Origin of the sequence: Arthrobacter sp. U41 (genome assembly GCF_007679325.1) — a bacterium.
GTDB lineage: Bacteria > Actinomycetota > Actinomycetes > Actinomycetales > Micrococcaceae > Arthrobacter.
Genome location: NZ_VEGI01000002.1, coordinates 244,481 through 259,518, shown reverse-complemented (window position 1 = coordinate 259,518; position 15,038 = coordinate 244,481). Strand labels below are relative to the sequence as shown.

The following is a 15,038-nucleotide window of genomic DNA, read 5'->3' as shown; positions in this document are numbered from 1 at the left end:
CCCGGCCGGTGAGAGAACCGGCCGGGCACTTTTTGTTTCGGCCGGGCGGGAACCGGCTGCAGAGCATCGTCCCTGCTCAGGCCTAGAATGAAGTCAATGATGCCTGATCGAGCTGTCGCCGCTGAAGGGAAGAATTCCTTGCGCGTGCGCGCCGGGATCATCGAATCTGTCTGGCGTCCCGGCTCGTTGGTCGGCGTCGAGGACGCCAGGGACGCCATGCTGGCGGTGGAGCGGATCAGTGGCGGAATCCCGATGCCGATGCTCTCGGAAATGTCCGACGTGGAGATCACGGCGGCAGCGCGGTACGAGTTCGCGCGGACGACGGGCGTGCTCGCCATCGCCGTGCTCGGATCCAACGCCGTGGACCGGGTCATCGCGGCAGCCATGAGCCGGCACACCCATTACCCGCACGCCTTCTTCACCTCCAGGAGCGCCGCCATGATCTGGCTGACGGACGTCACCAATCTGGAGCCGCGGGGTCAATGAGCCGCTGCTAGCATGACCGTCAGGGGCATCGGCAGGCAGCCCTTCCAAGAGATGGAGACACGATGAGCATGGCTATGACATCGGAAACGCAGACGGATGCACAGTCGGACCAGCAGTCGGCAGCACTGCACGAAGCGGACAGCCACGATCTGATCCGCGTGCAGGGCGCGCGGGAGAACAACCTCAAGGACATCAGCATTGAGATCCCGAAACGCCGCCTGACGGTGTTCACCGGCGTCTCCGGCTCGGGCAAGAGCTCGCTCGTGTTCGCCACCATCGCGGCCGAGTCGCAGCGCATGATCAACGAGACCTACAGCGCCTTTGTGCAGGGATTCATGCCCACCCTGGCGCGGCCCGACGTCGACCACCTCGAGGGATTGACGACGGCGATCATCGTCGACCAGGAGCGGATGGGCGCGAACCCCCGCTCCACGGTGGGCACTGCCACCGACGCCAACGCCATGCTCCGCATCCTCTTCAGCCGGCTGGGGACGCCGCACGTGGGGCCCCCCACCGCGTTCTCCTTCAACGTCCCGACGCGGAAAGCCAGCGGCGTGATGAGCACCGAAAAAGCCGGCGGCAGGGTCGAGAAGAGTGTGGTCCAGAACGCGGTCTACCTGGGCGGCATGTGTCCGCGCTGCGAGGGCATGGGCTCGGTGTCCGACTTCGACCTCACCGCGCTCTACGACGAGTCCAAGTCGCTCGGCGAGGGTGCGCTGACCGTGCCCGGCTACAGCATGGACGGCTGGTACGGCCGCATCTTCAGCGGCGCCGGCTTCGACATGGACAAGCCGATCGCGAAGTTCACCAAAAAGGAAATGCACGACCTCCTCTACAAGGAACCGACCAAGATCAAGGTCGAGGGCATCAATCTCACCTATGAGGGCCTGATCCCGAAGATCCAGAAATCGATGCTCTCCAAGGACGTCGACGCGATGCAGCCCCACATCCGGGCTTTTGTGGAGCGCGCCATCACGTTCCAGGCCTGCCCCGAGTGCGAGGGCACACGGCTCAGCCCGGAAGCCAGGTCCGCGAAGATCCACGGCAGGAACATCGCCGAGCTGTGCGGGATGCAGATCAGCGACCTCGCCGACTGGGTCCGCGGGCTCGACGAGCCGTCGGTCGCGCCGCTGCTCAAGGGCCTGCAGCACCTGCTCGACTCCTTCGCCGAAATCGGGCTGGGCTACCTTTCCCTGGACCGGCCCGCGGGCACACTCTCCGGCGGAGAGGCGCAGCGTACCAAGATGATCCGGCACCTGGGCTCGTCGCTCACCGACATCACCTACGTCTTCGACGAACCGACGATCGGCCTGCACCCGCACGACATCCAGCGGATGAACCAGCTGCTGCTGCAGCTGCGGGACAAGGGCAACACCGTGCTCGTCGTCGAGCACAAACCGGAGACCATCGCCATCGCCGACCACGTGGTTGACCTCGGTCCCGGCGCGGGCACCGGCGGCGGCAGCGTCTGCTTCGAGGGAAGTGTGGAGGGGCTGCGGGGGAGTGACACCATCACCGGTCGCCACCTCGACGACCGGGCAAAGGTCAAGGAATCGGTGCGGACGCCGTCCGGCGCGCTTGAGGTGCGGGGAGCGTCGACGCACAACCTCAAGGACGTCGACGTCGACGTTCCGCTCGGCGTGCTGTGCGTCGTCACGGGGGTCGCGGGTTCGGGCAAGAGCTCGCTGATCCAGGGCTCGGTGGCCGGCCGCGAGGGTGTGGTGGTGATTGACCAGGGGGCCATCAAGGGCTCGCGGCGCAGCAACCCGGCCACGTACACGGGCCTGCTCGAGCCGATCCGCAAGGCCTTCGCCAAAGCCAACGGCGTCAAGCCCGCGCTGTTCAGCTCGAACTCGGAGGGGGCCTGCCCCAGCTGCAACGGCGCGGGCGTCATCTTCACCGAACTGGGTGTGATGGCCACCGTCGAATCCATTTGCGAGGAGTGCGAGGGCCGGAGGTTCCAGGCGTCGGTCCTGGAATATCGGCTGGCCGGCCGCAACATCGCCGAAGTGCTGGCCATGTCCATGACCGAGGCCGAGGCGTTCTTTGGTGCCGGCGAGGCGAAGACTCCGGCGGCGCACAAGATCCTCGACCGGCTGGTTGACGTCGGGCTCGGCTACCTCACCCTCGGGCAGCCGCTCACCACGCTGTCCGGCGGCGAGCGGCAGCGCGTCAAGCTGGCCACCCAGATGGCGGAGAAGGGTGATGTCTACGTTCTCGATGAACCCACCACCGGCCTGCACCTCGCCGACGTCCAGAACCTGCTGGGCCTTCTCGACCGTCTGGTCGAGTCCGGCAAGTCGGTCATTGTGATCGAGCACCACCAGGCGGTCATGGCGCACGCCGACTGGCTCATCGACCTGGGTCCCGGCGCCGGTCACGACGGCGGCCGGGTGGTTTTCGAGGGCACCCCGGCCGAGCTGGTCGCCGCCCGCTCCACCCTTACCGGCGAGCACCTCGCGGCCTACGTTGGCGGCTGATTCTTCCCGGTCTGATTTTTCAAAGGAGAGACCATGAAGCTGACAGTATTCGAATTCGTGAGTGTTGACGGCGTATCACAGGGCCCGGGTTCGCCCGAGGAAGACACCAGTGACGGGTTCACTCAGGGTGGATGGCTTGTCCCTTTTATAGACGGCGCATTCATCCGACAGGCCGCGGAATGGCTCGGCCAGGCCGACGCGCTCCTGCTCGGCCGCCGCACCTACGACGCGTTCGCGAGGGACTGGCCGCAGATCACAGATTCGGACGATCCCTTCACCGTGCTCATGAACGGCCTGCCGAAATACGTCGCCTCGCACACTCTTACGGCGGGCAGCTGGAATCCGACCACCATCCTCTCGGGCGACGTCGCAGCGCAGGTCGCAGAACTCAAACAGCAACCCGGACGGGAGCTCCAGATCCACGGAAGCGCCCGGCTGGCGCAATCGCTGCTGGCCGCAGGGCTGATCGACGAGTTCCGGCTCGTGGTCGCTCCGGTCATCGTCGGCCGCGGCCGCCGCCTTTTCCCCGACGGCGGCGCGTCAGCGGGACTGCGACTCATCAGCAGTCAGACCACCCCTGGCGGACTCGCCCTCCAGGTTTACGAACGAACTGGTCCCGCCACCTACGCGACCTACACGGGCGTCTCAGACCTGGGCTAAGTTTCTGTTCCCCGTACGACCTACCGCCTTCCGGGTGTTACTGCCTCACCAGGTGAGGGCTTCTTTCCGTCGCGATTTGATGGCCGAGGTCTGACCGCAGTTCGAACACGTGATCTGGTATGCCCTGGACGCGGTGAAGACGGGGACAAAAAACAGTGTGAACTTTGTAGCGCGTTCCTGCAGATGATGGTGAGCGAGCTGCCGGCAGTACTGGCACGTCGCGGCCCGCCCGGGTTGGTCCTTCATGGAGGTCTTGAGGCCGAACAGGAGGAGCATCGGTGGCGCCTTTCGAAAGGGTCGCGGATTATGCTTCCGGCGAGAGCCGGGCGGCGAGGCCTGAGAGGAGGATGGTGATTCCTTCGTCCAGTTCGGCCATCCCGTCGTAGTCGGCGAGAACGGGTGCGAGGGCGCGAAGGCGGGGGAAGTCTTTCGGCGGCAAGCGATGAAGACCCAGGCGGAGGAGGGCCTCATTTTCGTCGGGGTCGACGATGAACTCCTGCAGCTCGTTGAGGATGTGACCGTAGAGGTAGCCGTAGTAGGCGCGGTAGACGTGCAGGGCGTCTGCGGGAGCGAACCCGGCGTCGATCAGCAGGGACAGGATCTGTTCCAGCGGCCGCAGCGTCCCCAGCGGCCGCAGGCCCAGAGGGGTGGACAGTGGGCGGGTCACGAGGAGTGGCACAACGTTGGGGTGGCGGAGTGCCAGGTCGCGCAGATCGTGGGCAATGCGGCGCAGCTGTGCCTGCCAGTCGGGGTCATCGGGAAAGATGGCCAGTTCATTGAGGACCAGTTCGGAGACTCCGTCCAGCAGTGCTGCCCGGTTTTCCGCGTAGCGGTACAGGCCCATGGGATCCCGCCCGAGTTGCTGGCCCAACCTGCGCATGGTGAGTGCGTCCAGGCCTTCCGAGTCCACCAATGCCAGTGCCGCGGAGAGGACAATCTCCCTGCTGAGCCGCTTCTTCGCGCCGGGAGCCGCCGGCGGTACCGGATTCTCTTCGGGTGACATGATGTTCCGTTCGGGTCGGTGCTGTGGGCCGCAACGAGTCAGGAATATACAAGTTGCTTATTCCGTAGTCTACGCCTAAAGTCTACATTGTAGAGACGTTTAGCCGGTGTCCGCACCTGGATAACCCGCGGCGACTTTTCTACCCCGGGACTGCCGTCATGCAGCCCGGTATGACGCTTCGATGCTCCCGTGCAGGACCTTGAGGCTTTAGCTGCTGTAGCCACACGGCGGCACCAAATGCACCGCGAGGAAACGAGCCACTCATGGCAAATTCTCAGTACGAAAAATTCCTGCAGGAATCCACCACAGCTGACCCTGCATCCGACCGCGCCCTGGGCCGGAGCCGCCTGTACGGCCTCTACACCAGCTGGTGCTTCCTTAACCAGGCCGCGCCCCAGCCTGAAGTGGCCTTCTGGGCGGCCATGAAAAAGAAGCAGATCCACCCCAAGGGGTCCGGCCTGCGCATGAAAGGCCCTGCCGCTGCGGACTACATCCTGGCCAGCTACCCGGGCCTGGTCTGACCCGGGTGAGCAGCACATCCAACACGTATCTGCCCCGTGAGGCCCACCAGCCCCGTGGCGGGCGCCCCTGGTGCTCCACCTGCCGCACGGACCGGCACCTTCTCGCCGACTCGGTCACCGACCTGAACTCCCGGGAGGATACCCTCGCCCTTGCCGTCACCTGCACGCGTTGCGGAGGCTCCCGGGTTCTGGCAACCACCGCAACGCTGGCCGCTGACGTTTTGGGCAGGGCCGGTAAGGCCGGCACCTCCGATCCGGCGTCGGCCGCCGTCCACTGCAGGGAACCGATGTCTCGGGTGGCATTAGCCAAAAATTCCGCTGCCGGACAGGCCGTTCGGCCGAACGCACCGAGGGGATTCGTCCCTGCCCACATGCTGAAGTGCCGATGCGGATTTCAGATGGATGCCCCTACCGGCCGCCGACGCATCCTGCCGGTCGGACGACGAAGGACTCAGACGCCATGACGGGCCACACCGGACCGGCCGCCCCCGCCGTCGCCAAGGAGAACGAATGAACATCCCCGAACCACGGGGACCAATCAGCGCCGGAGTGTGTGCCCTCCTGACCGGAGACCCCGGGGCCGATCCGTCCGCCCTCGTCGCCTTGCACGCACGCGTCACGGAGCGCGTGGCTGTGGTCGAGGATCTGATCGACGACGACGTGCAGCTCGCCTTGTTCTGCCTCTATGAGCTGCATTATGGCGGGCTGGCCGGCGTCGATGACCGCTGGGAATGGCACCCCGGGCTGATCGGAATCCGGCAACTGCTGGAGGAACCATTCGAGGCGTGGCTTCGCTCCGAGGCCGGCGTATTGACGGATTCCGTCCGACGGCCGGCGGGAACCCCAGGCAGCGATGCCACCGCGGCCCTCCTGTTTGAACTGGCGGCCCGTGACGGCGGGCCCAGCGTCTCCCGCCACGTGGCGAAGAAGGCAAATGCCGAACAGCTCAGCGAATTCCTGATCCACAAGTCCTTGTATCAACTCAAGGAAGCAGACCCGCATACCTGGGCCATTCCGCGCCTCGCCGGGCCGGCCAAGGCTGCCCTCGTTGAAATCCAGGCCGACGAGTACGGCGGCGGTCGCCCGGAGCGCATGCACAGTGCAATGTTCGCCCGCACCATGAGGGGCCTGGGACTCAAGGACAGCTACGGCGGCTACGTCGACGTCGTACCGGCCATCACTCTGGCGTCGGTGAACATGATGTCCTTGTTTGGGTTGAACCGGAGGCTCCGCGGAGCCATCGCAGGGCATCTGGCGATGTACGAGATGACTTCCTCACGCCCCAACCAGCTGTACGGAAACGGATTCCGGCGTCTCGGTTTTGACGCGGCCGTCACCGGCTACTTCGACGAGCACGTCGAGGCGGACGCTGTCCACGAGCAGATAGCCGGCAGGGACCTTGCCGGGGGACTCGTCGAGGCGGAACCGGATCTCCTGGAGGACGTTCTCTTCGGCGCGGCGGCGGCCTCCTGCATTGACGCGCGCTTCGCCGCCCTCCTCCTGGAGGCCTGGGAAAACGGCCGGTCCTCGCTGCGGCCGCTTGTACCCGCCACGACATAACGCCCCGGATCCTGCCCTTCCCGCGCCGAGATCGGAACCACCCATGAACGAGATCCCCCTGCATCCCGCCAACGCCTCGCTTGTCCTCTGCCCCGACGGCCCCATTCTGGTCCGCGGCGACTTCGACGTCGTTATGCCCTCCGGGGAACCCGCGCCACGGCAGCGAAAGACCGTCGCCCTGTGCAGATGCGGAGCATCCGCCATCAAGCCCTACTGCGACGGCACGCACAAAATGATCAACTTCCGCACCGAACCCCCCGACGTGCAGGGTCGCGGAACGTCCGAGCGTCCGAATTAAGGAAAGTCTCCGCGCGAATCCTGAGGACTCAAGCGCGGAGACTCCCTGGCTCTCCAAGCTGGGGGGACTGGAGAGCCGCTTCCAGCCTAGTCGGTTCAGGTGTTGCGGGCCCCGGCGGCGCGCTGCAGCGACCTCGCGAGGCCGTCGAGGACCAGGTCCAGCCCAAACTCGAACTCCGCGCCATAGTCGTAGCCGGGCTTCATTACGTGTTCGACCGTGAACTCGACAAGGTGGGGATAGTCCTCCGGGGAATACTGATCCATCATGCGCCCGGCAACCTCGGTAACGGATTCGGGGCCGTTGACGGGCAGCGTCGCCTCCGAGAGGGCGAATCCGTAAACGTAGGCGTCGATCAATGCGAAGGCGTGGGCGGTCATTTCCACCGAGAAGCCCGCCTGACGCAGGGTGCCAAGGACGGCGTTGTGGTGCTTCAGCGTCGCCGGGCCGGGGCTCGTCCGCGTCTCCACGAGCCCGATCGCCCAGGGATGGCGCCGCATCGCCGCACGGGCGGAGGAGGCCCGCCGCCGCATCTCGGCGTGCCAGTCGCCGCCGATGGCGGGCAGGTCTATCTCGCTGAAGACGATGTCAACGATGCCGTCAAGGACGTCATCCTTGTTGGCGACGTGGTGGTAAATCGACATCGGCTTGACCTTGAGCGCGTCCGCGAGTGAGCGCATCGTCAAGGACCCAATGCCGCCGGCATCGGCCACCGCGACGGCGCCGCGCAGCACCGATTCCCGGCTGAGCCGCGGGCGGCTCGGGGACATTCCTGCAGGCATTTACACTCCACGTTTCCTCAGGCCATAGACCATTCGTACTTAGTACGATACATTAACCGTACTAAGTACGAAACCTCTGAAAGGTCACGACATGACGAACCACATCAGCGCGATGGCGGGGGACAATTCCGGAACCACTGACGGGACGATGCGCGCCATCGTGCAGGACGGGTACGGTTCCGTCGATGTCCTTCAACCCGGCCGGGCCGCGCTGCCGCGCATCGCGGAGAACGAGGTGCTGATCCGTGTGCACGCCGCGGGCATGGACCGCGGAACGTGGCACATGATGACGGGCCGCCCCTATCTCCTGCGTGTCCTGGGATTCGGGTTCCGCAGGCCGAAGAACCCGGTGCCGGGCATCGACGTCGCCGGCACGGTCGCTGCGGTCGGTTCCGCTGTTACGCGGTTCGTGGTGGGGGACGAGGTGTACGGGATGTCCCGGGGGGCCTTCGCCGACTACGCCGCCGCACTTGAGGACAAGCTGGCCCGCAAACCCTCGAGCCTGTCCTTCGAGCAGGCCGCGGTGGTTCCGATCTCGGCGGGCACAGCCCTCCAGGCCCTTGACGCCGGACGGGTGGAGCGCGGGCAGAAGGTGCTGATCCTGGGTGCCTCAGGTGGCGTCGGCTCCTACGCTGTGCAACTGGCCAAGTCCTTTGGAGCGGAGGTCACCGGCGTGAGCAGCACCGGGAAGACCGATCTTGTGCGCTCCCTCGGGGTTGATCACGTCCTCGACTACACGCAGGATGACTTCGCCGACGGGGCACGTCAGTTCGATCTGATCCTCGACATCGGAGGGAACCCGACGCTGTCACGACTGCGCCGCGCCCTCACCCCCACCGGCACGGCCGTGATCGTCGGAGGCGAGGAAGGCGGCAGGTGGACAGGAGGCTTCGGCCGGAGTCTGCGGGCCCCCCTTGTGTCGCTGTTCGTGCGTCAGCGCCTCGCCATGCTCGCCTCCAAGGAGCGCGCAAGCGACCTCGAACGTCTCACGCCCCTCCTCGAGGCCGGCCAGGTGACGCCGAGTGTTGAGATGACCTACCCGCTCGACGAGGTACGGGATGCCATGCGCCATCTCGACGCCGGAAACGTGCGCGGCAAGCTCGCCATCACTGTTTTCAGCAACGATGGAGGCTCGTGATCACACCCCCAGATTTTGCCAGTTCGGCAACGCTGCTTGCATCTTCGCCCGCCCCTTCGGCACGATCGACTGTAGAGAGTGAGTTCCGAACGGAAGGGGTACAACATGGCAGGGGCGTTGGCTGATGTGGTGGTGGCGCGATGACGCACAGCTTCGACAGGGATTACTGGGACGGGCACTGGGAACAGGCTCACGACGCTGCCCCGGCTGATTTGGCAGGGAGCGGCCCAAACCCCTATCTCGCGAGTGGAATCAGCGGTCTCGCCCCCGGCACCGCGCTGGATGCCGGCTGCGGGACGGGCGCAGAGGCAGCATGGCTGGCCGCCCGCGGCTGGCACGTCACCGGTGCCGACATCTCGGCCGCCGCTCTGGCGCAGGCAGCCGGGCGCGCGACCTCGCAGTCAGTGTCCGGCAGACTGGCCTGGGTCGAGGCGGACCTGACCACGTGGGAGCCGGGGCGCCGGTTCGACCTGGTGACCACCAACTACGCGCACCCCGCGATGCCGCAGTTGGCCTTCTACGAACGAATCGCCGATTGGGTCGCCCCCGGCGGCACATTGCTGATCGTCGGGCACCTGCACGACGCCGCCGCGACCAGTCACGGGCATCACCCTCCCGCCGAGGCCACGGTTACCCTCGCGGACATCACCCGTGGCCTCGGCTCTGACGCATGGAGCATCAACCGCGCGGAGGAGCGGACGCGCACACTCGCCGGACCCGGCGGCCGGGCTGTCACCCTGCACGACGCCGTTGTGCAGGCCACGCGGCACGGCTGACGTGAACCCCGTACCCTGGGTGGTCGACCGGCGCAGCAGCTAGGCGTCCGCGTGGGCGAGGTTGCTTGAGAGCTCGCGGTGGGCGTTGGCCTGGTCCTGAAGCGCCTTGGCCCGCGCTTCGAAGGTGCCGACGGCGTCGGCACCGGCGGCGAAGCGCAGCGGTGGTTCGTCAGATTCGGCGAGCCGGATCAAGGCATTGGCGAGTTTTGCCGGATCCCCGCCCTGCAAACCGTCCATGCCCTGCCACGCGGCGACCGTCTGCTCGGTGCGCTCCGCCTAGTCGTCAATGGTGGATTCGGCGTAGCTGGTGGATTCCGGGGTCAGCAGCTCGGTGCGGAAGAACCCCGGCTCGACGATCATGCTGCGGATGCCGAACGGCGCGATCTCAGGGGCCAGGGATTCGGCCCAGCCCTCGACGCCGAACTTTGACGCAGCATAGGCGGTGAGGAACTCCCCGCCTGCTATTCCTGCGGTCGAGGAAATCGTGACAACCAGCCCCGAGCGCTGGGCACGCATGATCGGCAAGGCCGCGCGGGTGACGTTTATGGGCCCGAACATGGTGGTTTCGATCTGGCGCCGGAAGTCCTCCGGGGTGATTTCCTCAAAGAACCCTGCGTAGAAGTTGCCGGCGTTGTTCACGAGGACGTCGATCCGGCCGAACCGGTCCACGGCGGCCTGGACGGCGGCCGCGGCGTCGGCGGGTTCCGTAACGTCCAGCTTCACCGCCAGCAGGTCCTTGTTCCCGCCGACGGCCCGCGTGACCTTCTCCGGGTTGCGGCCGGTGGCGACCACTGCGTGGCCGGCTGCCAGGGCGGCCTTGGCGATGTCGGTGCCCATGCCGCGGCCGGCGCCGGTGATGAACCAGACCTTCTTCTCGGTCATGTTTTCCTTATCCTCAGTCATGTGATGTCTCCGTCTTTGCTGCGTTGTGTGTTCCCGGCTGCGCGGAGGAGCGCGTGTCCGGGACATTGGATTCGCCGGCGGGACCGCCGGCGGGGGGTGCTTCGGGCGGCGATGCGGCCCAGCTGGCGAGGAACGCCAGCGCATTTTCGGATGCGGAGCCGGGCTCCGCCGTGAAGGTGAACAGCGTTTGTCCCTCGTCGCCGGGAAGATCCAGGGTCTCGTACTGCAGGGACAAATCCCCCGCGATCGGGTGGTGGAAACGTTTGGTTCCCGTGGTGTGGATCCGCACATCGTGCCCGGCCCATAGCGCGGCGAACAGTCCGCTGCGCGTGGTCAGTTCCCCGACCAGTTCGTTCAGGGCCCGATCGTGGGGGTTCCGCCCCGCTTCCGAGCGCAGCATCGCGACCGTGGTCGCCGCGATCGCGCGCCAATCGGGGTAGAAGTCGGCTGCGCCCGGATCGAGGAAGAGGTAGCGGGCCTGGTTCGGCAGCTGGCGCTTCGTGTCAGGGCCTGATGGTGCCTGGGATTGGAGCACTGGCGCGTAGAGCGCCCTGCCCAGCGAGTTTGCGGCCAGGATGTCCGAGCGGCCGTTTTGCACCGTCGCGACCACTCCGCTCATGCCGTCCAGCAGGCGGAGCACCCCGGGACGGACCCGCTGCTGCGGCGGGCGGCGCGGGCCCCGGGCCGACGGCGTGTTGGCTGTCCGCGCCAGGTCCATCAGGTGCGCCCGCTCGGCATCATCCAGCTGCAGCGCGGTGGCCACAGCCTCGAGCACCGCGTCCGAGACGCCGCGGATACTGCCGCGTTCCAGCCGGGTGTAGTAGTCCGTGCTCACTCCGGCGATCTGCGCCACTTCCTCCCGGCGCAGGCCCGGCACGCGGCGCAGGTCCCCGTAGCTGGGGATGCCGGCCTGCTCGGGGCTGATTTTCGCTCGACGCGAGATCAGGAACTCACGGATGTCGTCTCTTTTGTCCACATCCACCACGCTACGCAGCCCAAGGTTCCGGTGGCAGTGTCTATCAGACACCCCCAACGCCGGCCGCCGTCGAGCGTCTGCTCAGGACCCGACGCCGAGGGCGGCCCGTACGTTGTTGGTGCTCGGTTGATGACGAGGCGCCAGCTCACCCGGCGCGCTTGCATTGCGCTACGTGCGCAGGTCCAGCGTGAAACACGGATAGTCGGGGAAGTCCCCAACGCGATCGGCCGGGAAGCCCAGCGCTTCGTAGAAGGCAACCGCGGAGGGGCTTGCCTGCCGGTCCGGCGCGCGTCAGGATCCACAAAGAGGTCATGCACGCGACCTGTGGTGAAAGTAGCTCGCAGGCCCGGCCCGAAGTCCTGGGCCAAGCCATAGCCCAGCAGCCGGCCGCGTGGTGCCGCGCGGTAGCTGGTTCGGCCGGCCGGACTATCAGCGGCTCCCGCGTCGTGACAGACTGCGGCCATGAGCATTGAGCAATGGTGGCCGAAGCTGAAGCCGTCGACGCGGGAATGGTTGATCGACAACAACGGCGACGCAGTCCCGGCCGAGACGCTCGTTGAGATTGCGGATGCCGGCGGGTCTGTCGCGTCCGGCGACTGGTGGGTGGGCGAGAACGGGCCGTCAGGGTTCTATTTCTCGGACGAAGCCGTCGACTGGATAGAAGCCGTGGGCAACGGAGAGACACCCCGCCGTCGCTGAAAGTCTCCAGGAGAATTGGCCTACAACCCGCGAAGTGCCCCCTGGCCGGCAAAGGTAGGGGGCACTTCGTGGAGGCCAGAACGGCCCGGACTAGCGGTTTCAACTAGTGCGTCAGGTCCTTGCCCTTCGTCTCCGGGATGGTGAAGACGAACATGACGCTGACCAGCAGCAGCACCACGGCGTAGACGTTGAACACGTTGGCGAGGCCGATGGTGCCGAGCCAGGTCTGCAGGTACGGGGCGGTCCCGCCGAACACGGCCACGCAGATGGAGTACGGGACGCCGACGCCGATGGTCCGGATGCTGGTGGGGAACAGTTCCGCGTAGACGGCCGGAACGATCGCGGCGCTGGCGGCAATGAAGATCAGCATGACCGACATGCTTACGGCCAGCTGCCAGGCCGAATCCTTCAGCAGCCAGGTCATGGGGAAGTGCATAACAGCGCTGCCGGCCGCGCCGGCCCAAAGCACCTTCTTGCGGCCGATCCGGTCGGACAGCTTGCCCCAGAACGGCAGGGCCGCAATGAACACGATGTTGGCGATCACGCTGGCCCAGAGGGTTTCCCCGCGATCGATCTTCAGGGTGGTGGCGGCGTAGCTCGGGGCCACAACACCCCAGATGTAGTAGATCACCGTCAGGCCCACCGTCAGCCCGATGACCTGGAGGGCCTGCTTGCGGTGCTTCACGATCTGCGGCCAGATCGGCGCGCGCTTCTCGGAGGCCGTTTCGCCTTCGAAGGCCTCGGTCTCGTGCAGCTTGGAGCGCATGATCAACGCGTACAGGCCCATGACGGCGCCAACCAGGAAGGGCACACGCCAGCCCCAGTCATTCATGGCCTCGGTGCTCAGCGTCATGTTGAGGATGGCGCCCAGCAGGGTGCCGGCGAGGATTCCCACCGTGCCGGAGGTGTAGATCAGGGTGGCCCACAGGCCGCGCTTCTCTTTCGGGGCCACCTCGGAGAGGTACGTCTGCGACGACGGCAGCTCGCCGCCGTGGGCCAGGCCCTGGATCAGCCGGGCGACCAGGAGCATCAGTGACGCCCAGACGCCGATGGCGGCGAAGGACGGCGCGACGCCGATCATGAGGCTGCCTAGCGACGCGAGGCCGACGGCGAGTGTCATGGAGGTCTTGCGGCCCACCCGGTCGCCGATCCAGCCGAAGAGGAAGCCTCCGACCGGACGTGCCACAAAGCCGACGGCGAAGATCGCCAGCGTCGCCAGTACCGCCGAGGCGGGATCCGCCTTGCTGAACAGCTGGCTGGCGATGAACGGCGTGAACGTGGCGTAAATGGCCCAGTCGTACCATTCGACGGCGTTCCCGATGCCGGTACCGAGGAGCGTCTTCCGGGTGGCCGCCCGGTCGGCGAGCTGCGGGTCAACGATGGTGGTCATGATTTCTCCGAAAGATCTAGGGCTAAGAAGCGAGGGACGAGGGGGTGCCGGCCGCCAGTGCTGCGATCCGGGCAATGGCGAGCTCCGCGTACAGCGCCGCACCGTCGGTGAGGACGCCGTCGTCGAACGTGGCGTAGGGGGAGTGGTTGAACGCGGTGGCGGTGTGGTCCGCTCCCGGGGCGACGGCGCTGAGGCCGATGAAGGTACCGGGCACCTCGTCCATCACCCGGGAAAAGTCCTCGGATCCGCTGAGCGGCGTGGCCCATCGCGTCAGCCTGGACTCGCCGAACAGATCCTGGATGGTTTTTTCCGCGGTGAGGGTCTCGTTTTCGTCCGTGATGCTCAGCGGATATTCGGGACGGTATTCCACGTCCACCTCCAGGCCGTGGGCGTGGGCGATGCCTTTCAGGAGGGTGGGAACGGCGGTCATCATCCGTTCGCGGGAGGCGTGGGAGAACGTTCGGACTGTCGCTTCGATGCGTGCCGATTCAGGGATGACGTTGCGTGCGGTGCCGGCCTGCAGGACTCCGACGGTCAGGACGACGGGGTCGAACATGTTGAACTGCCGCGTGATCATGACCTGCAGGGCGGTCACCATTTCGGCGGCTGCGGTGACGGGGTCCTTGGCCGTGTGCGGAGCGGAGCCGTGGCCGCCGGCGCCCAGGATGGTGACGAACAGCCCGTCCGAGGCACTGAGCATCACGCCGGGCTTGGTGGCAAACTGGCCGTACGGCTCCAGCGAGGAGAACACGTGCATGCCATAGGCGGCGTCCGCGCGGCGGCCCGCGGCATCCAGGACACCCTCGCGGATCATGTGGCCCGCGCCGTCGTGGCCTTCCTCGCCGGGCTGGAACATCAGCACGACGTCGCCGGCCAGCTGCCCGCGGCGTTCGGCCAGCAAGGTGGCCGCCCCGGCCAGCATCGAGGTGTGGAGATCATGGCCGCAGGCGTGCATGGCGCCGTCGATCCTTGAGGTGAAGTCGACGCCGGTGCGCTCCTGGACGGGGAGGCCGTCCATGTCCGCGCGCAGCAGGACCACGGGTTTGTCTACGGAAGTGTGGGGTGCGCCGCCGCGCAGGACTGCGGTGACCGACGTCGTGGTTTCGCCGAGGGTGATTTCGTACGGCAGGCCGTCGAGGGCTTTGAGAACTTTCTCCTGGGTGCGCGGGAGGTGAAGGCCGATCTCCGGTTCCTGATGCAACTCGTGGCGCAGCCGGGTGATGTGGCTCTGGAGTTCCTTGGCATCGGCGGTGACCGACATATGTTTCCCTCTTTCCGAACGGTTGGTAGGTGCCTTACAACCATTGTGGAGTGACTAGAGTCACAGCTGGAGGAATGACTGGAAAAATGCAAAAGTAGGATGGATAGG

General features: G+C 66.3%; 17 protein-coding genes. 9 read left to right on the top strand and 8 right to left on the bottom strand.

Features of this window, described 5'->3' with window-relative positions:
- Window positions 1–96 precede the first annotated feature (96 nt).
- The 3 genes from FS787_RS09975 (at window position 97) to FS787_RS09965 (ending at window position 3,626) form a co-directional block, all read left to right on the top strand.
- A complete protein-coding gene (locus FS787_RS09975; RefSeq protein WP_260982494.1) occupies window positions 97–486 on the top strand; it encodes an STAS/SEC14 domain-containing protein in 390 nt (129 codons plus the stop codon).
- Window positions 487–560: 74 nt separating this feature from the next.
- A complete protein-coding gene (locus tag FS787_RS09970) occupies window positions 561–2,966 on the top strand; it encodes an excinuclease ABC subunit UvrA (RefSeq protein WP_144672513.1) in 2,406 nt (801 codons plus the stop codon).
- A 33-nt stretch (window positions 2,967–2,999) separates the two neighbouring features.
- The gene (locus FS787_RS09965) at window positions 3,000–3,626 is read left to right on the top strand and encodes a dihydrofolate reductase family protein (protein ID WP_144672274.1); all 627 of its coding nucleotides are present in this window, start codon (window positions 3,000–3,002) and stop codon (window positions 3,624–3,626) included.
- A gap of 45 nt (window positions 3,627–3,671) precedes the next feature.
- Here FS787_RS09965 and FS787_RS09960 read toward each other — a convergent pair whose 3' ends face one another.
- Both FS787_RS09960 and FS787_RS09955 read right to left on the bottom strand, forming a co-directional pair.
- Window positions 3,672–3,872: a zinc-ribbon domain-containing protein gene (locus tag FS787_RS09960; RefSeq protein WP_260982509.1), complete on the bottom strand. Its 201-nt coding sequence runs from the start codon at window positions 3,870–3,872 to the stop codon at window positions 3,672–3,674.
- Between the two features lie 58 nt (window positions 3,873–3,930).
- Entirely contained in the window at window positions 3,931–4,629 is a 699-nt protein-coding gene (locus FS787_RS09955) for a TetR/AcrR family transcriptional regulator C-terminal domain-containing protein (protein ID WP_144672272.1), read from the bottom strand.
- A 263-nt stretch (window positions 4,630–4,892) separates the two neighbouring features.
- Between FS787_RS09955 and FS787_RS09950 the strand changes: the two genes are divergently transcribed.
- The 3 genes from FS787_RS09950 to FS787_RS09940 all read left to right on the top strand — a co-directional run bounded on the left by FS787_RS09950 (window position 4,893) and on the right by FS787_RS09940 (window position 7,008).
- Complete coding sequence (locus FS787_RS09950; protein WP_144672271.1) at window positions 4,893–5,150, top strand: hypothetical protein; 258 nt, start codon at window positions 4,893–4,895, stop codon at window positions 5,148–5,150.
- Window positions 5,151–5,660: 510 nt separating this feature from the next.
- Window positions 5,661–6,710, top strand: a complete 1,050-nt coding sequence (locus tag FS787_RS09945; RefSeq protein ID WP_144672270.1) for an iron-containing redox enzyme family protein — start codon at window positions 5,661–5,663, stop codon at window positions 6,708–6,710.
- 43 nt (window positions 6,711–6,753) lie between these two features.
- Entirely contained in the window at window positions 6,754–7,008 is a 255-nt protein-coding gene (locus FS787_RS09940) for a CDGSH iron-sulfur domain-containing protein (protein ID WP_144672269.1), read from the top strand.
- A 95-nt stretch (window positions 7,009–7,103) separates the two neighbouring features.
- Here the strand turns inward: FS787_RS09940 and FS787_RS09935 are convergent, their stop codons facing one another.
- Window positions 7,104–7,787: a TetR/AcrR family transcriptional regulator gene (locus tag FS787_RS09935; protein ID WP_144672268.1), complete on the bottom strand. Its 684-nt coding sequence runs from the start codon at window positions 7,785–7,787 to the stop codon at window positions 7,104–7,106.
- A gap of 91 nt (window positions 7,788–7,878) precedes the next feature.
- Between FS787_RS09935 and FS787_RS09930 the strand changes: the two genes are divergently transcribed.
- Complete coding sequence (locus FS787_RS09930; protein ID WP_260982493.1) at window positions 7,879–8,925, top strand: NAD(P)-dependent alcohol dehydrogenase; 1,047 nt, start codon at window positions 7,879–7,881, stop codon at window positions 8,923–8,925.
- Window positions 8,926–9,065: 140 nt separating this feature from the next.
- Window positions 9,066–9,701: a class I SAM-dependent methyltransferase gene (locus tag FS787_RS09925; RefSeq protein ID WP_144672267.1), complete on the top strand. Its 636-nt coding sequence runs from the start codon at window positions 9,066–9,068 to the stop codon at window positions 9,699–9,701.
- A 39-nt stretch (window positions 9,702–9,740) separates the two neighbouring features.
- Here the strand turns inward: FS787_RS09925 and FS787_RS18140 are convergent, their stop codons facing one another.
- Genes FS787_RS18140 through FS787_RS09915 form a run of 3 tightly spaced genes read right to left on the bottom strand, consistent with a single transcriptional unit; the run spans window position 9,741 to window position 11,580 of the window.
- A complete protein-coding gene (locus FS787_RS18140; RefSeq protein WP_260982492.1) occupies window positions 9,741–9,938 on the bottom strand; it encodes a hypothetical protein in 198 nt (65 codons plus the stop codon).
- Between the two features lie 39 nt (window positions 9,939–9,977).
- A complete protein-coding gene (locus FS787_RS09920) occupies window positions 9,978–10,604 on the bottom strand; it encodes an SDR family NAD(P)-dependent oxidoreductase (RefSeq protein WP_260982491.1) in 627 nt (208 codons plus the stop codon).
- A complete protein-coding gene (locus tag FS787_RS09915) occupies window positions 10,597–11,580 on the bottom strand; it encodes a helix-turn-helix transcriptional regulator (protein WP_144672266.1) in 984 nt (327 codons plus the stop codon). Before FS787_RS09915 ends, FS787_RS09920 begins: the two co-directional genes overlap by 8 nt.
- Before the next feature lie 462 nt (window positions 11,581–12,042).
- On the opposite strand from FS787_RS09915, the gene FS787_RS09910 reads away from it, so the two are divergent.
- Complete coding sequence (locus FS787_RS09910; RefSeq protein ID WP_144672265.1) at window positions 12,043–12,279, top strand: hypothetical protein; 237 nt, start codon at window positions 12,043–12,045, stop codon at window positions 12,277–12,279.
- Window positions 12,280–12,382: 103 nt separating this feature from the next.
- Here FS787_RS09910 and FS787_RS09905 read toward each other — a convergent pair whose 3' ends face one another.
- Both FS787_RS09905 and FS787_RS09900 read right to left on the bottom strand, forming a co-directional pair.
- A complete protein-coding gene (locus FS787_RS09905) occupies window positions 12,383–13,669 on the bottom strand; it encodes an MFS transporter (RefSeq protein ID WP_144672264.1) in 1,287 nt (428 codons plus the stop codon).
- A gap of 22 nt (window positions 13,670–13,691) precedes the next feature.
- The gene (locus FS787_RS09900) at window positions 13,692–14,930 is read right to left on the bottom strand and encodes a M20 family metallopeptidase (protein WP_144672263.1); all 1,239 of its coding nucleotides are present in this window, start codon (window positions 14,928–14,930) and stop codon (window positions 13,692–13,694) included.
- Window positions 14,931–15,038: the final 108 nt, after the last annotated feature.